14 protein-coding genes are annotated in these 17,338 nt (G+C 58.4%); 8 read left to right on the plus strand and 6 right to left on the minus strand.

From position 1 onward, the window contains the following. Positions 1–34: 34 nt before the first annotated feature. From V8J85_RS03820 to V8J85_RS03830, 3 genes are read left to right on the plus strand one after another with little or no spacing between them, the layout of a single operon-like run. Entirely contained in the window at positions 35–1,549 is a 1,515-nt protein-coding gene (locus V8J85_RS03820) for a class I adenylate-forming enzyme family protein (RefSeq protein ID WP_339952351.1), read from the plus strand. Continuing rightward, positions 1,536–2,180, plus strand: a complete 645-nt coding sequence (locus V8J85_RS03825) for a DsbA family oxidoreductase (RefSeq protein ID WP_339952352.1) — start codon at positions 1,536–1,538, stop codon at positions 2,178–2,180. The genes V8J85_RS03820 and V8J85_RS03825 overlap by 14 nt, the downstream gene beginning before the upstream one ends. Next, the gene (locus tag V8J85_RS03830; protein ID WP_339952353.1) at positions 2,177–3,400 is read left to right on the plus strand and encodes a multidrug effflux MFS transporter; all 1,224 of its coding nucleotides are present in this window, start codon (positions 2,177–2,179) and stop codon (positions 3,398–3,400) included. Before V8J85_RS03825 ends, V8J85_RS03830 begins: the two co-directional genes overlap by 4 nt. On the opposite strand, the gene V8J85_RS03835 is transcribed toward V8J85_RS03830, so the two are convergent. From V8J85_RS03835 to V8J85_RS03845, 3 genes are all read right to left on the minus strand, one after another. Beyond that, the gene (locus V8J85_RS03835) at positions 3,378–4,634 is read right to left on the minus strand and encodes an O-antigen ligase family protein (protein WP_339952354.1); all 1,257 of its coding nucleotides are present in this window, start codon (positions 4,632–4,634) and stop codon (positions 3,378–3,380) included. The genes V8J85_RS03830 and V8J85_RS03835 overlap by 23 nt on opposite strands. Before the next feature lie 84 nt (positions 4,635–4,718). Beyond that, positions 4,719–8,168 (minus strand): transcription-repair coupling factor, encoded by a 3,450-nt coding sequence (gene mfd / locus V8J85_RS03840; protein WP_339952355.1) that lies wholly within the window; start codon positions 8,166–8,168, stop codon positions 4,719–4,721. 44 nt (positions 8,169–8,212) lie between these two features. Continuing rightward, positions 8,213–8,611, minus strand: coding sequence for a hypothetical protein (locus V8J85_RS03845; protein ID WP_339952356.1), 399 nt, complete (start codon positions 8,609–8,611; stop codon positions 8,213–8,215). A gap of 247 nt (positions 8,612–8,858) precedes the next feature. On the opposite strand from V8J85_RS03845, the gene hemB reads away from it, so the two are divergent. Both hemB and V8J85_RS03855 read left to right on the plus strand, forming a co-directional pair. Further along, entirely contained in the window at positions 8,859–9,860 is a 1,002-nt protein-coding gene (gene hemB, locus V8J85_RS03850) for a porphobilinogen synthase (protein WP_339952357.1), read from the plus strand. Between the two features lie 98 nt (positions 9,861–9,958). Next, a complete protein-coding gene (locus V8J85_RS03855) occupies positions 9,959–10,825 on the plus strand; it encodes a delta-class carbonic anhydrase (RefSeq protein ID WP_339952358.1) in 867 nt (288 codons plus the stop codon). A 19-nt stretch (positions 10,826–10,844) separates the two neighbouring features. Here the strand turns inward: V8J85_RS03855 and V8J85_RS03860 are convergent, their stop codons facing one another. Beyond that, positions 10,845–11,474 (minus strand): YdeI/OmpD-associated family protein, encoded by a 630-nt coding sequence (locus tag V8J85_RS03860; protein ID WP_339952359.1) that lies wholly within the window; start codon positions 11,472–11,474, stop codon positions 10,845–10,847. 150 nt (positions 11,475–11,624) lie between these two features. On the opposite strand from V8J85_RS03860, the gene V8J85_RS03865 reads away from it, so the two are divergent. Next, positions 11,625–12,182, plus strand: a complete 558-nt coding sequence (locus V8J85_RS03865; RefSeq protein WP_339952360.1) for a lipid-binding SYLF domain-containing protein — start codon at positions 11,625–11,627, stop codon at positions 12,180–12,182. On the opposite strand, the gene V8J85_RS03870 is transcribed toward V8J85_RS03865, so the two are convergent. Beyond that, on the minus strand, positions 12,179–13,450 hold the full coding sequence (locus tag V8J85_RS03870; protein ID WP_339952361.1) for a DUF2254 domain-containing protein: 1,272 nt from the start codon (positions 13,448–13,450) through the stop codon (positions 12,179–12,181). The two genes, V8J85_RS03865 and V8J85_RS03870, sit on opposite strands and share 4 nt — an antisense overlap. A 117-nt stretch (positions 13,451–13,567) precedes the next feature. Here V8J85_RS03870 and V8J85_RS03875 point away from each other — a divergent pair, with 117 nt between their 5' ends. Both V8J85_RS03875 and V8J85_RS03880 read left to right on the plus strand, forming a co-directional pair. Continuing rightward, the gene (locus tag V8J85_RS03875; protein WP_339952362.1) at positions 13,568–15,976 is read left to right on the plus strand and encodes a GcvT family protein; all 2,409 of its coding nucleotides are present in this window, start codon (positions 13,568–13,570) and stop codon (positions 15,974–15,976) included. Continuing rightward, positions 15,973–16,560 (plus strand): nucleotidyltransferase family protein, encoded by a 588-nt coding sequence (locus tag V8J85_RS03880; protein WP_339952363.1) that lies wholly within the window; start codon positions 15,973–15,975, stop codon positions 16,558–16,560. Before V8J85_RS03875 ends, V8J85_RS03880 begins: the two co-directional genes overlap by 4 nt. On the opposite strand, the gene V8J85_RS03885 is transcribed toward V8J85_RS03880, so the two are convergent. Continuing rightward, on the minus strand, positions 16,553–17,200 hold the full coding sequence (locus V8J85_RS03885; protein ID WP_339952364.1) for a Hint domain-containing protein: 648 nt from the start codon (positions 17,198–17,200) through the stop codon (positions 16,553–16,555). The genes V8J85_RS03880 and V8J85_RS03885 overlap by 8 nt on opposite strands. Positions 17,201–17,338 lie beyond the last annotated feature (138 nt).

The raw sequence follows: 17,338 nt of genomic DNA on the forward strand, positions 1-17,338 counted from the left end.
TGCAACTGACCCAAGGCGGGGATAGCGATGCGGCATGCTGTCCGTTACCGATCCCGCACCGTTTCCGGCACCTCCGATGTCTTTCAACATGGCCGCGCATGTGCTGCAGCATGTGGAACGACTTGAGGACAAAACAGCGCTTTCCATTATCGGGCTGCGGGCACAGACATTCACCTATTCACAACTCGCAAAGGCGATCCGCGGCACTGCGACAGGCCTCTTGCAGCACGGGCTGATACCGGGTGATCGTTTGCTCTTGCAACTCGGTAACCGCGCGGAATGCCCGATCACCTATCTGGGTGCCATCACGGCCGGGATTATTCCTGTGCCCGTATCTTCGCAGCTGACGGTCCATGAAATTCGCAACATCGTGGCAGAGATAAAACCGGCCCTTACCATCCGCGCTGACGGCATGGCAGAAGGGCCCGAACCTGTCCTCGGTGCAGAGGCGCTGCGCGCGTTCTGGGCACTACCTCCGGCGGAATATACCATGGGCGATCCTGATCGACCTGCCTATATCATCTATACATCCGGCACATCGGGCAAACCGCGCGCCGTTGTTCATGCACACCGGGCCATCTGGGCAAGGCAGATGATGTGGGATGGCTGGTATGGGTTGCGTGAAGATGACCGGATGCTGCACGCGGGTGCGTTCAACTGGACCTACACGCTTGGCACGGGACTAATGGACCCTTGGTCCATCGGCGCGACCGCCCTGATACCGGACGAGACGGTGACGCCCGATCAGCTGCCAGCGCTGCTGGCCGAACACCAGGCCACGATCTTCGCCGCCGCGCCTGGTATCTATCGCAGACTTCTCCGCGCCAACATCCCCGCCCTACCCTACCTGCGCCATGGGCTGTCCGCCGGCGAAAAACTGGCCGAAGATTACCGAACCGTTTGGCGGACAAAAACCGGCACGACCATCCACGAGGCATTCGGCATGTCCGAATGCTCTACCTTCATCTCGGGCAGTCCGACAAAACCGGCCCCCGCGGGAACGTCGGGCTTTCCGCAACCTGGCCGTATGGTTGCAATATTGGGCTCCGACGGGCCGGTCGAACATGGGCAGCCAGGGACCATCGCCATTCACAAATCCGACCCGGGCCTGATGATCGGCTACCTTGATGCACCCGAAGACACCGCCGCACGATTTCAGGGCGACTGGTTTCTCACCGGTGATATCGGGATCATGGATGATCAGGGGGCCATTACCTATGCTGGCCGTGCCGACGATATGATGAACGCGGGCGGCTACCGTGTCAGCCCTATCGAGGTTGAAAACGTCCTGACCGCCCATCCCGCTATCGCCGAGGCTGCGGCCTGTGGCGTGCAGGTGCGCAAAGGGACCACGATCATTGCGGCCTTTTACGTGACGACAGACATGATAGACGACGGTGATCTGCACGATTTCGTCGCTGCCCGCCTCGCTGGCTATAAATGTCCCCGGGTCTATATCGCCAAAGACACCCTGCCCCGCGGGGCCAACAACAAATTGCTGCGCCGCGTGCTGCGCACCGAATGGGAGGCCGAACATGGTCAAACTTGATATCATCTCCGACCCGATCTGCCCGTGGTGCTATATCGGCAAAGCGAATTTGGACAAGGCGCTGGCGCAGATCCCCGATCACCCGCTGGCTATCGAATGGCATCCGTTTCAGCTGAACCCCGAAATGCCGGCCGGGGGGATGGACAGGCGAACTTACCTCGAGACCAAATTCGGTGGCAAGGAAGGCGCTGTAAAGGCTTATGCACCGGTGGTCGAACATGCTGAGAAATCCGGCGCGCTGATCAATTTCGACGCGATCCAAAGGACACCCAACACGATCAACGCGCATCGGTTGATCCATTGGGCCGGGATCGAGCATCGGCAGACCTTTGTCGTCGACCTTCTATTCAAAGCCTACTTTGTCGACGGTCGCGATATCGGCGATCAAGAGGTTCTGTCGGATATCGCAGACACGGCCGAGATGGATGCGGCCATGGTCGCGAAATTGCTCGCCTCGGACGCTGATACCGACGATATCCGCGCCCGCGATGCGCATAGTCGCAAGATGGGCGTGAATTCCGTACCGACATTCATCGTCGCCGGTCAGCACGCCGTGCCCGGCGCGCAACCAGCCGAAATGTGGGTGAAAGTGATCAAGGAGATCATGGACCAGATCGCGACAACGGAATGACAATCGCTGCAGATACACCGGCTATCAGGCGGCTGCCCCAGACCGAGTTCATTGCGCTGATGGCCATGCTGGCAGCAACCGTTGCATTTTCCATCGATGCGATGTTGCCAGCCTTACCAGAGATCGGTGAGGACCTATCGCCCACCGACCTCAACCAAGCCCAGTTGATCATCACCAGCTTCGTGCTCGGCATGGGGATCGGCACTCTTTTTACCGGCCCGCTCTCCGACGCTTTCGGACGCAAACCGGTCATGGTTGGCGGTGCCATTGTCTATATCGCCGCCTCCGCCGCCGCCTGGGCTGCACAATCGCTCGAAGTCATGTTGGCCGCGCGTCTGGTGCAAGGTCTGGGCGCCGCAGGCCCCCGCGTTGTGGCGATGGCGCTGGTCCGCGACCTTTATGCCGGTCCGCAAATGGCGCGGATCATCTCGTTCGTGATGGTCGTCTTTTCCCTTGTGCCGGCCTTGGCGCCGACCATGGGCTACTACATCATCGGTGCCTTTGGCTGGCGCGGGATATTCGCCACATTCATCATGTTCTCGGTGATCTCCTTGCTTTGGTTGCTGATCCGCCAGCCAGAGACCCTGGCGCCCGCCAATCGGCGCCCATTGAGCATCTCGGCCCTCCTGAGTGCCGTGGCCGAAATGTTCGCCCATCCCACGGCACGCCTGTCGATCTTTGTCCAGACACTGACCTTCGGGATGCTGTTCACCATCCTGTCATCCACCCAGCAGGTGTTTGACGTCACCTTTGGCCAGGGCGACAGCTTTCACCTATGGTTTGGCGGCATCGCCGTGGTCGCGGCGACATCCAGCCTGATCAACGCGCGTTTCGTCGTCCAATTGGGCATGCGGGCGATCATCAAAACCATGTATAGCGTCCAGATCGGGGTGACGACGCTGATGATCATCATCACCCTGTCCGGCGGGCCCTATTGGCTGGCCTTCGGGATGTACGTCTTTTGGGTCGCCACAAACTTCTTCCAGGCGGGCCTGACCATCGGTAACCTCAACGCGCTTGCCATGGAAGAAATGGGCCACATCGCCGGTCTTGCCGCCTCTATCATCGCAGCGGTTGCTACGATCGGGGCGGTCTTTATCGCCGCGCCCGTCGCGATTTTGTTCGACGGCACCCCGCTGCCGATGGCCATCGGCGTATTCATCTGCGCGGGCTTTGCGCTGTGGCTGACGACGATGATCAAACGTCCTGGTGAACGTTAGAACGAAAGAGCATAGCGGCGGCGGCGGCAGACAGGATCGTCGCAAAGAGCAGCGGGAAAGCGTGATACAACGCACCGCTGATTTGACTGTAAATGAGGAATGTCACTATCGAAAAGATGATCGGCCATGCTTGCCATGGCGCTTGACGCGAAGCCATTGCTAAGCGGATCAGCAGCTCGCCGATCAAAGCAAGAAAAACTGCCGCGCCGACAAAACCCCAGGTCAATATTAATTGCAATAGGCCGTTGTGGGGTTGGGTGACATGTGTATCAAAGAAATTGAACAAACGGATTTCTCCGTAACCCAGCCAAGGGCGTTCTTTGATCAGCTCCCATGTCATCAGCCAGATCTCAATACGACCGGTGTCTGGGCTCTGACTTTCGACGGTGCCCTGAAAACGATGGAACATGCCAAACGACGTACAATCGGCAGGGGGCACGATCTGCGAAATGCCGAACGTGATGATCACGGTCACCACTACTGCGGCAACGACACGTGTTGAAACTGGGATGGGTGCAATCAAAAGCAGCAGCAACCCGGCCGCGCCGATTGCAACCGCCGCGCCGCGCGCTCCGGTATATTCGATGTAAAGCCACAGGATGATCGCAATCACACCAGCAAGAAAGCGCATTGCAAGAGACGCACGGCCCATTGCAGCGATCGCTACCGCTAAGCTCAAGGCGGGCCCCGAGAAATAGACGGTGTAACGCACGTTCTTGAAACCGGGCATGCTATTTGTGCACAGTGGCCCGCTTGGTGGGCCGTTGTACATAAACCATGCCGCCATCAGGCAAGCATACAATGCGCTCGCTCCAGCTAGCGCTGCTAGCACGGTGAAAAGAACGCCATTGGGCGAGGCCTGTCGAAACACACAAAGAAAGACCAAGCCAAGTATTAAGTACACCAACCACATCGCCGTCCGTTCGATCGTCAGCTGAAAGTTGGCATCAGCCAGCGACAGTCTGGACACCGCAATGGCAAACAAGATACCGATCATGATCCAGCTTCGCAGCGGGAGAGCGGCAAATACAGAGCCCGCGAAATAGCGCCGAGCCAGAACGACGGTCAAAAGACTGAACCCGACCAGAATGGTCAATCTGATCGAAATATGATGATGGCCAAACCCGTCGGCCGCGGCGAAGATCGTGATAAAGACAACGGGTAGCGCCATGATCCCCACGGCGAAGTAGCCTAGGAACCTGCCTGCATCTTTATTGGCTGGTATGTCCGTCATCAGATTCCGGCCTTTATTTGTCTTTGCCTGAATGGACGGCGTTTACCCATACGATATGACCAATTTATGGCCGACTGCCGCCACTCAAGTTTTGGCTTTTTTGTTCTCATCCTTCAACTTCTGCGCCAGATCGCGGGCGATGTTGAACGCGCCCTGAATCTTGTCCCGCTCTTTCGTCCAGTCCCGCCGCACGACGATCTTGTTATCTTTCACCTTCGCCAGTCCACGCTGGGCATCGATGAATTCGACCAATCCCTGCGGCGACGCGAATTTGTCGTTGTGGAATCGGATCGTTGCGCCCTTCGGCCCCGCGTCCAGCGCTGCGATCCCGGCGCGTTTACACATGGCCTTGATCCGGACGACCAGCATCAACGTGTTCACTTCCTTCGGCAGTTTCCCGAACCGGTCGATCATTTCTGCGGCAAAGCCTTCGAGTTCCACCTTCGTCGACAGCTCCGACAGCCGCCGATAAAGCCCCAACCGCACATCCAGATCGGGCACGTAGTCTTCGGGGATCAGCACCGGCACACCCAGATTGATCTGCGGGGCCCATTGACCGTCATCCACGATCCCTTCGGCAGCGCCTGATTTGATGGCCGAGATCTGCTCTTCCAGCATCTGCTGGTACAATTCATACCCCACTTCGCGCATCTGCCCGGATTGTTCTTCTCCCAGCAGATTGCCCGCGCCACGAATGTCCAGATCTTGCGACGCCAGGGTAAACCCCGCACCAAGCGTGTCAATCGACCCCAGCACCCGCAGCCGCTTCTGCGCAGTATCCGTCAGCTTGGCGCGCGGTTTCGTAGTCAGGTAAGCATAGGCGCGGGTCTTTGACCGCCCCACCCGCCCTCGGATCTGATAAAGCTGCGACAGGCCGAACATATCGGCGCGCCAAACGATCATCGTATTCGCCGTCGGAATATCGAGCCCTGATTCCACGATCGTCGTCGCCAGTAGAACATCGTATTTCCCATCATAGAAGGCGTTCATCCGGTCATCCAGCTCACCCGCCGCCATCTGGCCAGTGGCGGTGATATAAGACACTTCCGGCACCTGCTCTTTCAGAAACGCCTCCATCTCCGGCATGTCGCTGATACGCGGCACGACAAAAAAGGACTGCCCACCACGATAATGTTCGCGCAGCAGCGCCTCGCGGATCGTGATCGTATCGAATTCGCTGACATAAGTGCGGATCGCCAACCGGTCGATAGGCGGCGTTCCGATGATCGACAAATCACGAACGCCCGACAGCGACAGCTGCAGGGTGCGCGGAATTGGGGTCGCAGTCAGTGTCAGCACATGCACATCCGTGCGTAGTTGCTTCAGGCGCTCCTTATGTTGAACGCCGAATTTCTGTTCTTCATCAATGACAAGCAGGCCGAGGTTCTTGAAGCGCACACCCTTTGCCAAAAGCGCATGGGTGCCAACAACAATGTCGACGGTGCCGCGACTAATCCCGTCCCGCGTCTTCGCAGCATCGCCTGCACTGACAAAGCGCGACAGTGGCGCGACATTCACAGGGAAACCGCGAAAGCGCTCCGCAAAGTTCTGATAGTGTTGCCGGGCGAGCAGCGTCGTAGGTGCAATAATCGCCACCTGCACACCGGACAGGGCGGCCACAAACGCCGCCCGGATTGCAACCTCGGTCTTGCCGAAACCCACATCGCCACAGATCAACCGATCCATCGGCTTGCCCGCCGACATATCCATCAGAACATCCTCGATGGCCGCGAGCTGATCATCGGTCTCCGCATAAGGAAAACGGGCCAAGAACTGATCCCAAAGGCCCTCTGGCGGATCCAACACCGGCGCCGTCCGCAATTCCCGTTCAGCCGCGACGCGGATCAGCCGTTCGGCAATCTGCCGGATACGCTCTTTCAGCTTGGCCTTCTTCGCCTGCCATGCGCCACCGCCCAGCTTGTCCAACAGACCGGTCTCATGACCATATTTCGACAAAAGCTCGATATTTTCGACCGGCAGGTACAGCTTTGACTCTTCGGCATATTCCAACAGCAGGCATTCATGCGCCGCGCCAAGGGCTGTCACGACTTCCATCCCTTTGAACCGGCCCACCCCGTGATCCACGTGAACGACAAGATCACCGGGCGACAAACTGTTGGCTTCGCTCAGGAAATTCTCTGCACGGCGTTTCCGTTTGGTTTGACGGATCAAACGATCGCCCAAGACATCCTGTTCTGAAATGACGGTCAGACCCGATGCCTCGAACCCGTGATCCAGCGCCCAAACCGCCAGATGCAAACCCCGTTTACCGACGCGAGAGAAATCCGTGACGGGAATCGCCTCCGCGATCCCCTCATCCTCGATCAGACCTTCCAGACGCTCGCGTGCGCCCTCGGAATACGAAGCAACAACAACCGGCCCCTCGGCCATCCGGGTCTTAATGTGATCCGCCAACGCACCAAAAAGACTGATACTTTCCTGCTGGCGCTCGGGCGCAAAGTCGCGTCCAATGCGTCCACCGGCATCGATCACGCCTGGCCCCGTCGCCTGTTTCAACGGCGAGAACTGCAGCACGCGGCGGTCGGCAACCGCTGCCGACCAGGCATCATCATCCAGGTAAAGTAACTGCGGCGGTGCCGGTTTATAGACCGTATCCACTCGGCTTTTCTGGTTCAGCGCATGCATCCGGGTGCCGTACTGATCCGCAATCGTCTCCCACCGCGCAAGCCGCATCGGCGTCATCTGATCATCCAGCGTCACCGTTGCCCTGGGCAGATAATCGAACAGCGTTTCCAGATCATCCTGGAAAAATCCCAGCCAATGTTCGACCCCAGCATGTTTGCGTCCGGCGGATACGGCCTCATACAGCGGGTCATCCGTGCCCGCCGCGCCAAATTCGATCCGATAGTTTTGGCGAAACCGGGTGATTGCCGACTCATCCAGGATCACTTCCGAAACCGGTGCGAGTTCGATGTCACGCAACTTCTCCGTCGTGCGTTGCGTCGCCGGATCGAACCGCCGCGCGCCGTCCAGCACATCGCCGAACAGATCCAACCGAACCGGGCCGCTTTGGCCGGGTGGAAAGATGTCGATGATGCCACCGCGCACGGCGTAATCACCCGGCTCCATCACCGTCGGGCTTTGGGTAAAGCCCATGCGCACCAAAAAGGTGCGCAATGCCTCTTCGTCGATCCGGTTCCCGACCACCGCGGTGAACGCCGCCTCGCGCAAAATCCCACGCGCAGGAACCCGCTGCGTCGCCGCGGCAAGCGATGTCAGCAAAACAAACCGTTCCGGCATCCCGTGCACCAAGGCGGCCAGCGTCGCCATCCGCGCCGCCGAGATATCGGCGTTGGGCGAGACACGATCATAAGGCAGGCAATCCCAGGCCGGGAACGTGAACACCGGCATATCGGGTCCAAGAAAGGCCAACGCCGCCTGCATCGCCGCAAGCCGTTTGTCGTCGCGTGCGACATGCAAAACCGGGCCACTCTTGGCGACCTCTTTCAAGATCAGCTGCGCGTCAAAACCTTCAGGCGCGCCACTGACTGTCATGTGTTTGGGATCGGACATGCGCGCTCACCTACGGCAGCCAGCGGTGGTGTCAACCGCCCCGATCAGAAGCCGACGGGTAGCGAAAGAATATGATACATACCGTACATGGCAGTGAAAAAAATCGACACCACCGCGATCATCTGAAACCAGAACCGTGTTCGCAAAAGAGCGGTCGTCAACTGTTCACCTGTCGGTTGCCCGTCGGAAAAACGACGGCTGAGGCGAAAACTCAGGTAACCTGTCAAGGTCAGAGGCAGCGCAAGACAGAACATCCCCTGCGCAAGTTCGAACCCATAGTAAAAACCGGCCATGACAAGCCCGCTGAGCAAGAAAGTCACGAAACCGACGATCCACAGGCCCGCGACCTCGGTGATCCCCGTCAAGCGTCTCACATTGATCGCGACAAGTTGTTCAAGATCATCCAACGCCTCTCCACCATGGCGGCGGGCACGATGGATCATGTCAAAGGGCACACCCAAAATCCAATGGCTGGCAACGGACCAACTGACGGCAACGGCAAGCCAATACCAGATGCTGGAAAAAGTCCGTGTGCTGATCACCTGAAAAATCGCCTCGTTCCAACTCACACCATTACTACCCTTTCCTGCCTGTCCGACGACCCTAGCCGCACCATCACGCAATGCCCAGACTTGTCGCGCCGGAAATTACATGCGACCAAGAATGCGTGTCAAAACAAAGGGCAATCCGATGAAACCGACCGTGGCCCACTTCCCTGCCGCTCGCTTGCGCCGGTTACGGCAAAGCCCAGCCTTGCGCGCACTTTCGCGGCAAAACATGCTGACCGTTAATGATCTGATCTGGCCGGTTTTTGTGATGGACGGCAAAGATGACGAAACACCGGTGGCATCCATGCCCGGCGTTGTGCGGCGCACCGTCGATAGGATCGCCAAAGCCGCGGTCGAGGCACAGGCCCTTGGCATTCCGGCCATCTGTATCTTTCCCTATACCGGAATGGAGGCGCGCACGGAAGACTGCGCCATGGCGTGGGATCCCGAAAACCTGACCAATCAGGCGATCCGGGCAATAAAAGATGCAGCACCAGACATCGCAGTCATGACCGACATCGCGCTGGATCCCTACAATATCAACGGCCATGACGGATTTGTCGAAAACGGCGAGATCGTGAATGATCGGACGGTCGAAGCATTGGTCAAGATGGGTCTCGCCCAAGCCGCGGCTGGCGCCGACATTCTCGGGCCATCCGACATGATGGACGGGCGGATCGGCGCGCTGCGTCAGGCGCTGGAGGCTGAAGGGCATCACAATGTGACGATCCTCAGCTACACCGCCAAATATGCCTCTGCTTTCTATGGCCCGTTTCGCGACGCGGTCGGGGCCTCATCGGCGTTGACCGGCGACAAAAAGACCTACCAGATGGATCCAGGAAATTCGGATGAAGCGCTGCGCCTCGTTGAACGTGATCTTAGCGAAGGGGCCGACATGATCATGGTCAAACCCGGCATGCCCTATCTGGACATCTGCCGCCGGGTTAAAGATGCCTTTGGCGTGCCGACCTATGCTTATCAGGTCAGCGGCGAATACGCGATGATCCAGGCCGCTGTGCAGAATGGCTGGCTTGACGGTGAAAAGGTGATGCTGGAAAGCCTGCTTGCGTTCAAACGCGCCGGCTGTGACGGCATTTTGACCTATTTTGCACCATCCGCTGCGCGAATAATCGCTAACCAGTAAAAACTGTTCCCGTTTTTTCACGACAGGCCAATCGCTGCCTGTTATCCATTAATCAACGCATGCGTTAATGCATGCGGAGTATCAATTCTGATGGGGGAATGACAATGCATCTCGGTCACTTTGCAGGTACGGTATCCATTTTCGTATTATCTCTCGGCAATCCGGCACTTGCCGAAACCCTCAGCAAAACAGTCGGCGATGACATAATCGCAGCACAGCGGGCCGCTTTGGCGGCAGCGACCGCTGGTGCCGGCTTTGGCCCGCAATCGCCGCGCGACATCGACAGCGCAGACGGTGCGAACAAGCGAGTATTCGGAGCAGCACCACCATCGACATCCATGAACCTTTGCAACATCCACTTCCATGAAAACGCCGAACATCGCGGCGGGCGGTTCACGCGCTTTGCCGGCAACGGAAATGGTGAGGGCGCGGGCACAGGCTTCGCCTATGACGGCGACCTGACCGAGGCCGAACTTACACCCATCGCTGCGCCGCTGGGCCAAGGCCACTACGGCTCTCTCCAATCCGGCGACACGATTGAGGTTCACTATGTCTATTCAACCGCCAACATCGCACCCGGACCTACGTTGGCGTCATGCCTCAGCGAAGCGATCGGCAACCCACAACTACGGGTCGAAGCGCAAGTGATGGTATTGGTAAATGATGAAACTGCAGCAGATTTTTTGGAATTGGCTGCTGTCGCAGAGGTCGACGGTCTGTATCAGGCGGTCAACATTCCCGATGATACCGGGACGCCCGTCACCTATGCGGGCTCTACCACCGGCCCAGGTTACAACGAAAAGGGGTCGCCTTTTCAGGTGACCTGGAATGTACGGCCCGACATCGTGAAGGTAGACATCAACACCATCGGGACATGGCTTCAAAACAATGTCTTTGAAGAAGATCACGCCCACGGGGTTCGAAATCTCGTCACCAACCCCGACCTCCTGTCACCGATCAACTGATCAAAAGATGGAGCGTTTTCTAGCGCTCCATCGCGCCTTTCCCGGCGATGATCTTGTCGCGAAACTTTACAATGCGCGCGATGCGGGTCTCGGCTTTCTTGGCACCACCCAGATTGATGACATAGCTTTTTTGCCGCCCCGGTGTCAGCGCCTGAAATGCTTCGGCCAATTTTGCATCAGCATCTAACGCCGTAACCAATTCCTCTGGCAACTCCGGCACGTCCGTATTCTTCGGCGCCCTGATCCCGTCGCGCGCATAGCCCATCGCCTCTTGCAGATATGCCTGGATCACCGACGCGCGCTTCATTACCTGCACGTTGTCAGTGAACCGGATCATATCCGCGTGCTGGGTATTGGGCCCCTGCTTCTCCAGCACACCTTCGGGGTCCTTCATCAGGGCCGCATCAAAGAAACTGATCCGAAAATCCCCGCGGAACAAACCGACGATTGCGATATTCCTGCCTGCATGCATATAGCACGGATGGCCCCACTTCACCGTTTCGTCCAACCCGACATCCAGACACAGGGTCCGCAGGTCAGATAGACCCTGCATCCATCGTGTCGTGGAACAATCCGGCGTGTCGAACCGGTCGCAGCGACCGCAGCCCTTGATGAAATAATCTTCGATGTCCGTAATCATCACATACATGCTTATATGCTTTGGAAAAGTCGTGGCAAAGCCTGCAATGCTTCGCCCTTGACCGGCAAACCTTCCACGTGACACCCCGCCGCACTTCACCTATAATCATAACCAGAAAAGGCGGGAAACGCCCAACAGGCACATAAGGCGGACACGACAATGAGCAGTTTTTCACGGCGCAACTTTGCGTTTGGCATCTTCGCATCCACAGCATTGGCGGCATGCAGCAACGGGATTGGCGGCAGCGGGGCAGAAGTGATCGACGCCCGCGTCGAAAGCACTCTGAACTTCATGTACGAAACATATCCCGGCACACGCGATCTGGCGAACCGGGCGGCAGGGATGTTGGTCATGCCACTTATCACAGAGGCCGGTTTGGGGCTCGGCGGCGGTTTCGGGCGCGGCGCGCTGAAGGTGGGGCCGTCGACAGTTGATTACTACTCCGCCACATCCGGAAGCGCCGGCCTGCAGATCGGTGCGCAGCAATTCAGCTCTGTCCTGTTTTTCATGACACAAGACGCATTGCTGGAATTCCGCCAATCTCCCGGTTGGGCCGCCGGTGCAGATGTCGAATATGCCGTCAGCGATCAGGGCGACGGATTGCGGGCGGAAACAACGACGTCACTATCCCCTGTCATCGCGGTGAATTTCGCGCAAACGGGTCTGCGTCTCGGCGCGACACTCGAGGGTATCAAATACACGCGGATCATTCCCTAAAGATCGCCCTTCACCACAGCGGCCAGACGTGATCTGTCACCTTCCCCGGTGATGGCGTCATTTGCCTGCGCCAATGCATCCTGCGCAAGTGCGGTGGCGGCCTTTGCGATGGGGGCTGACGCATGGCGCGCAAGACCGGCAAGCCGCTTTTGCAAAACGATCTGCACTTCGACCAGCGACGCACCGTCTCGAACCAACGGCGCAAGCGCTTCGATCACCAGATCGCCGGGATCAAGAACAGGAACCCAGACATTCGGATAGTCGGGAACCGACCTACGATCGACCTCCGGCGCGAAACCCGCGATCAGGCGGACGATACGCCCAATCACGTCGATCGCCGTACCAGGGTCATTGATACCCGCGGACAAAGCCTTCGACCCCACCTCGCTCAGCATGATCAGACATAACCTGGGATCCTGATCGGGGGTGCGTGATGGTCCGATCGTGATCCAGTCGCCGATCCGATCCGAAAGAGCGGGATTACCAGCCGCCATATGCCCAATAACGTCGCCACGATGCACAAATCGCCCGATCGGTGCGAGAAAATAGATCTGTGCGCCAATCTCTTCTGCATCGGCGGCAACCTTTTCGAAAAGGATGGACTGTACATATCCTGTCTCTTTCGCCAACAGATCGACCGCATCCGCGGGCACGATCGTATCGGGCGTCAATGGATTTGCGCCATGGCAAGGGCGATCGTCGCGTTCGGCCAAGGCCCGTCGGGCCGCGCTTTCGATCGTCGACGCGATCTGTTCCAGACTGCCCCAGGTCTGCAGATGCATGATCCAGCGCAGGATCATGGCGACGATCAAGGCGATGACAACAAGGGTAACGCCGAACAGAACGACGATTTCGGCTTCGCCAAAAAATGGCGTCGACAGTAAAATCAACGATGTCAGCGCATAGATGTAGGCTCCGACGAACGTGGCGAGAATCGTCTGCATCGGCGCATCGCGCAACAGCATCTGATGCGCACGCGGTGTCCACTGCCCTGCTACGGCGCGATGGATGGTGACCATGACGCTCAGCGAAAACGTGGTCACGGCCAACATCGCGTTGGCGATGATGGTCAGTAATTCAGTGACCGATTCCGCACCCACCGCTTCGGCGAAACCGGACGGGATCAACCCTCCGGTCAGTTTGGCAATCAAGACAGCGAATAAACTCAGAACCGAGATCAACAGAACCCGCGTCCACAAATTGCGTGAAGCGGCCCTTATTCTGCGCCCGAATGTGATCAGGGCCGCGCCAAGCCTGGTAATTTTCATGTCTTGGGCAGCTCCATCAAAGTCGCGGTTCATATGCGACACAAACCGTCGCAGGTGGATAATCGTTCCGCCCGCGGCGTGCATCATGGTGTAAGCGTAAACGAGGGAACGCAGCATATGAAGTCTAGCACACGTGTCGCTATCATCGGGGGCGGGGTCGTCGGATGTTCGGTCCTTTATCACCTGACCAAACTGGGCTGGTCGGATGTCATGCTGATCGAACGGTCCGAACTTACGTCTGGCTCCACATGGCATGCGGCTGGCGGATTTCACACGCTCAACGGCGACACCAACATGGCGGCGCTGCAGGGTTATACGATTAAGCTCTATAAGGAACTGGAGGACATCACCGGCATGTCATGCGGCCTGCACCATTCCGGCGGGATCACTTTGGCCGACAATCAGGACAGGTTCGACATGCTCGTCGCCGAACGGGCCAAGCATCGTTACATGGGCCTCGACACCGAAATCCTCGGCCCCGCCGAAATCGGTAAACTCGCCCCAATCACCAATCTCGACGGCATTGTCGGTGGGCTTTACGACCCGCTCGACGGGCATCTTGACCCATCCGGCACCACCCATGCCTATGCCAAGGCTGCGCGGATGGATGGTGCCACGATCGAAACACACTGCAAAGTGACCGAAACCAATCAACGGCCTGACGGCACATGGGATGTAGTCACCGAAAAAGGCACGATCCATGCCGAACATGTAGTGAACGCGGGCGGCCTTTGGGCGCGCGAAGTCGCGGCCATGGCAGGCATTTACGCCCCCCTGCACCCGATGGAGCATCAATACATCGTCACAGACGACATTCCCGAAATCTACAACCGCGACAGCGAACATCCCCACGTCATCGATCCCGGCGGTGAAAGCTATCTGCGGCAGGAAGGGCGCGGGCTTTGTATCGGGTTCTACGAAAAACCCTGCAGGCCTTGGGGCGTTGACGGCACGCCATGGGACTTCGGGCATGAACTTCTGCCCGATGATTTCGACAAGATCGAGGATTCCATCGCATTCGCCTATGAACGGTTCCCCGTCCTCGCCACAGCTGGCGTCAAATCCGTCATCCACGGCCCCTTCACCTTTGCCCCCGACGGCAACCCGCTGGTTGGCCCCGTGCCCGGCGTGCGCAACTACTGGTCCGCTTGCGGGGTCATGGCCGGTTTCAGTCAGGGCGGCGGGGTCGGCCTGATGCTGGCGCAATGGATGATCGAAGGCGAATGCGAACGCGATGTGACCGCGCTTGACGTCGCCCGCTATGGGTCTTGGATCACGCCGGGCTATACGCGGCCCAAGGTGATCGAAAACTACCAGACACGTTTCTCGGTCAGCTACCCGAACGAAGAACTTCCCGCAGCACGCCCGCATCGGACAACCCCAATGTACGACACATTCACCGCGCTCGGCGCAGTCTGGGGCCACCAATTCGGACTCGAGGTCGTCAATTACTTCGCCAAGGACGGTGACCCGACCTATGAAACACCGACCTTCCGCCGTTCCGATGCCTGGAACGCGACCAAGCGCGAGGTGCAGGCGGTGCGCAACGGGGTCGGCATCAACGAGGTCCAGAACTTCGGTAAATTCCGCGTCACCGGCCCCGGCGCGCGTGCTTGGCTCGACCGGATCATGGCCGGGCGTATTCCACAGCCAGGGCGCATGTCGCTGACGCCGATGCTGTCACCAAAAGGGCGGCTTTGGGGCGATTTTACCGTCTCGTGCCTGTCCGAAGAAGAATTCCAACTGACCGCCAGCTATGGCGCACAAGATATCCATCACCGCTGGTTCCAGCAGAATGCAAGTGACGACTGCACCGTCGAAAACATCTCGAACAGACGAACCGGCTTCCAGATCGCCGGCCCCAAAGCGCGTGACCTGCTCAAAGCCTGCACCCGAAACGATGTCGACAGCATCAAGTTTCTCGACGTCCGCCATATGACAATCGGGCAGGTCGCCTGCATCGTCCAGCGGGTCAGTTACACCGGCGATCTGGGATTCGAAATTTTCTGCGACCCGATGGATCAGCGGCAACTCTGGCAAACGCTCTGGGAAGCCGGGCAACCGATGGGGATCACCCCGTTCGGGATGCGCGCGATGATGTCACTGCGGCTCGACCGGTTCTTCGGGTCCTGGCAACGCGAATTCTCGCCCGACTACACTGCGGCTGAAACCGGCATGGACCGTTTCATCAGCTTCAAGAAAAATACCGATTTCATCGGGCGCGCCGCGGCAGAGGCAGAACGGGCCAATCCCCCTGCCCGCACGCTGGTCAGTTTTGAGGTCGACGCAGACGACGCCGATGTCGTGGCCTACGAACCTGTCTTCATCAATGATCAGGTCGCGGGCTTCTGCACCTCGGGCGGCTATTCCCATCACGCCGACAAATCCATCGCCATGGCCCTCGTACCGCGCGAACATGCGGTCAACGGCCTCGTCGCTGAGATTGAGATCATGGGCAAACGGCACAAGGCCACCCGCGTCACCGAACACCTGTTCGACCCAGACATGACGGCCATGCGCGGATGATCCCGATTCTGATCCTCGCTGCAGGGTCATCCAGCCGGATGCGCGGCAGGGACAAATTGCTGGAAGAAGTCGATGGCGAGCCGCTCTTGCGCGTTCTGACGAAACGGGCCCTCGCGACAGATCATAACGTCTACGTCGCGCTTCCTGACAACGACCATTCACGACACACCGCTTTGAAGGGGCTCGCGGTCACCGCGCTCGACGTGCCCGAAGCATCCGAAGGCATGTCGGGCACCATGCGTGGCGCGATCCGCCAACTTCCGCCCTGCCCGGCCTTCATGATGCTGCTGGGTGATCTGGTCGCGATCACCACGGCAGACATGAACACGATCTTCGCCGCGCGCGAAGCTCATCCGGAACATCTGATCTGGCGTGGCGCGACGACGACGGGCAAACTTGGCCATCCAGTTATCTTCGACAGCAGTTTACGGCCAGAATTCGACAAACTGACGGGCGACGGCGGCGGCGAACAGCTGGTCCATCCCCTGCGCGACCGCACCCACCTGACACGTTTCGGCAATGACCGTGCGCGGTTCGACCTCGACACACCCGAAGAATGGGCGGCCTGGCGAAAATCTACTTGAACAGAACGTAAGATTCGAGCTTGCGCAGCGCCCGTCGGGCCGTGCCTACCGCACTGCGACCTTCGACATTCGCCAAGGCCGGATGCAAACGCAGCAATTCCTCCCGCTGCGCGGCAACGACACCTTTCAGCGCATAATCATTCGGTTGAAAACTTTCGGTCCAAGTGCCATCCGCAAGTACGATCTGGTGTTTTTCGCACATGAAATGGACATAGGCCGTCTGCTGAACGTTGACCACCTTTATGCCCGGTAATTTGGTCAGGTCTTTCGCGGGCACCAGCACTTCCGCCTCACCAAAATGCGCGCGTGCGATATCCGACACGACCAACATGCGATGCTGCGGCGACACAAGCATATCCCGCTCCGGCAAATCGGTGCCCAAACTGCCCGCCGGGATCAGGATCGGACGCAGGGCGGGATTGTCACGCAGTTCCTGCCCGGACATCGGACGCCAACCAGCCCAGGCGATTGTCTGAATACCATTGTCCCTTGTCAGGATGCGGTCACCGACCGTCAGGCTTTCAGCCAAGCGCTCACCTTTAGGCGTCGCTATCCGCGTTCCTGGCGTAAAGCAGGGCACGATCTTGGTATCGTTGCGCGGCGTGATAGGCCGACTGTGATCAGAAAAGTATTTGTTCATGTAAATTTACCCACCAACGTGAAAACAACAGCCCGCCGTTAAAATGTACCGACCACGCGGCGGGGCGCGGCAAGCGGAAAACCTTGGGCGACGCCATGACCAGATCGGCAGTTATTCGCCTATATAAGAATTAACACT

This window comes from Yoonia sp. 2307UL14-13 (assembly GCF_037572755.1).
GTDB lineage: Bacteria > Pseudomonadota > Alphaproteobacteria > Rhodobacterales > Rhodobacteraceae > Yoonia.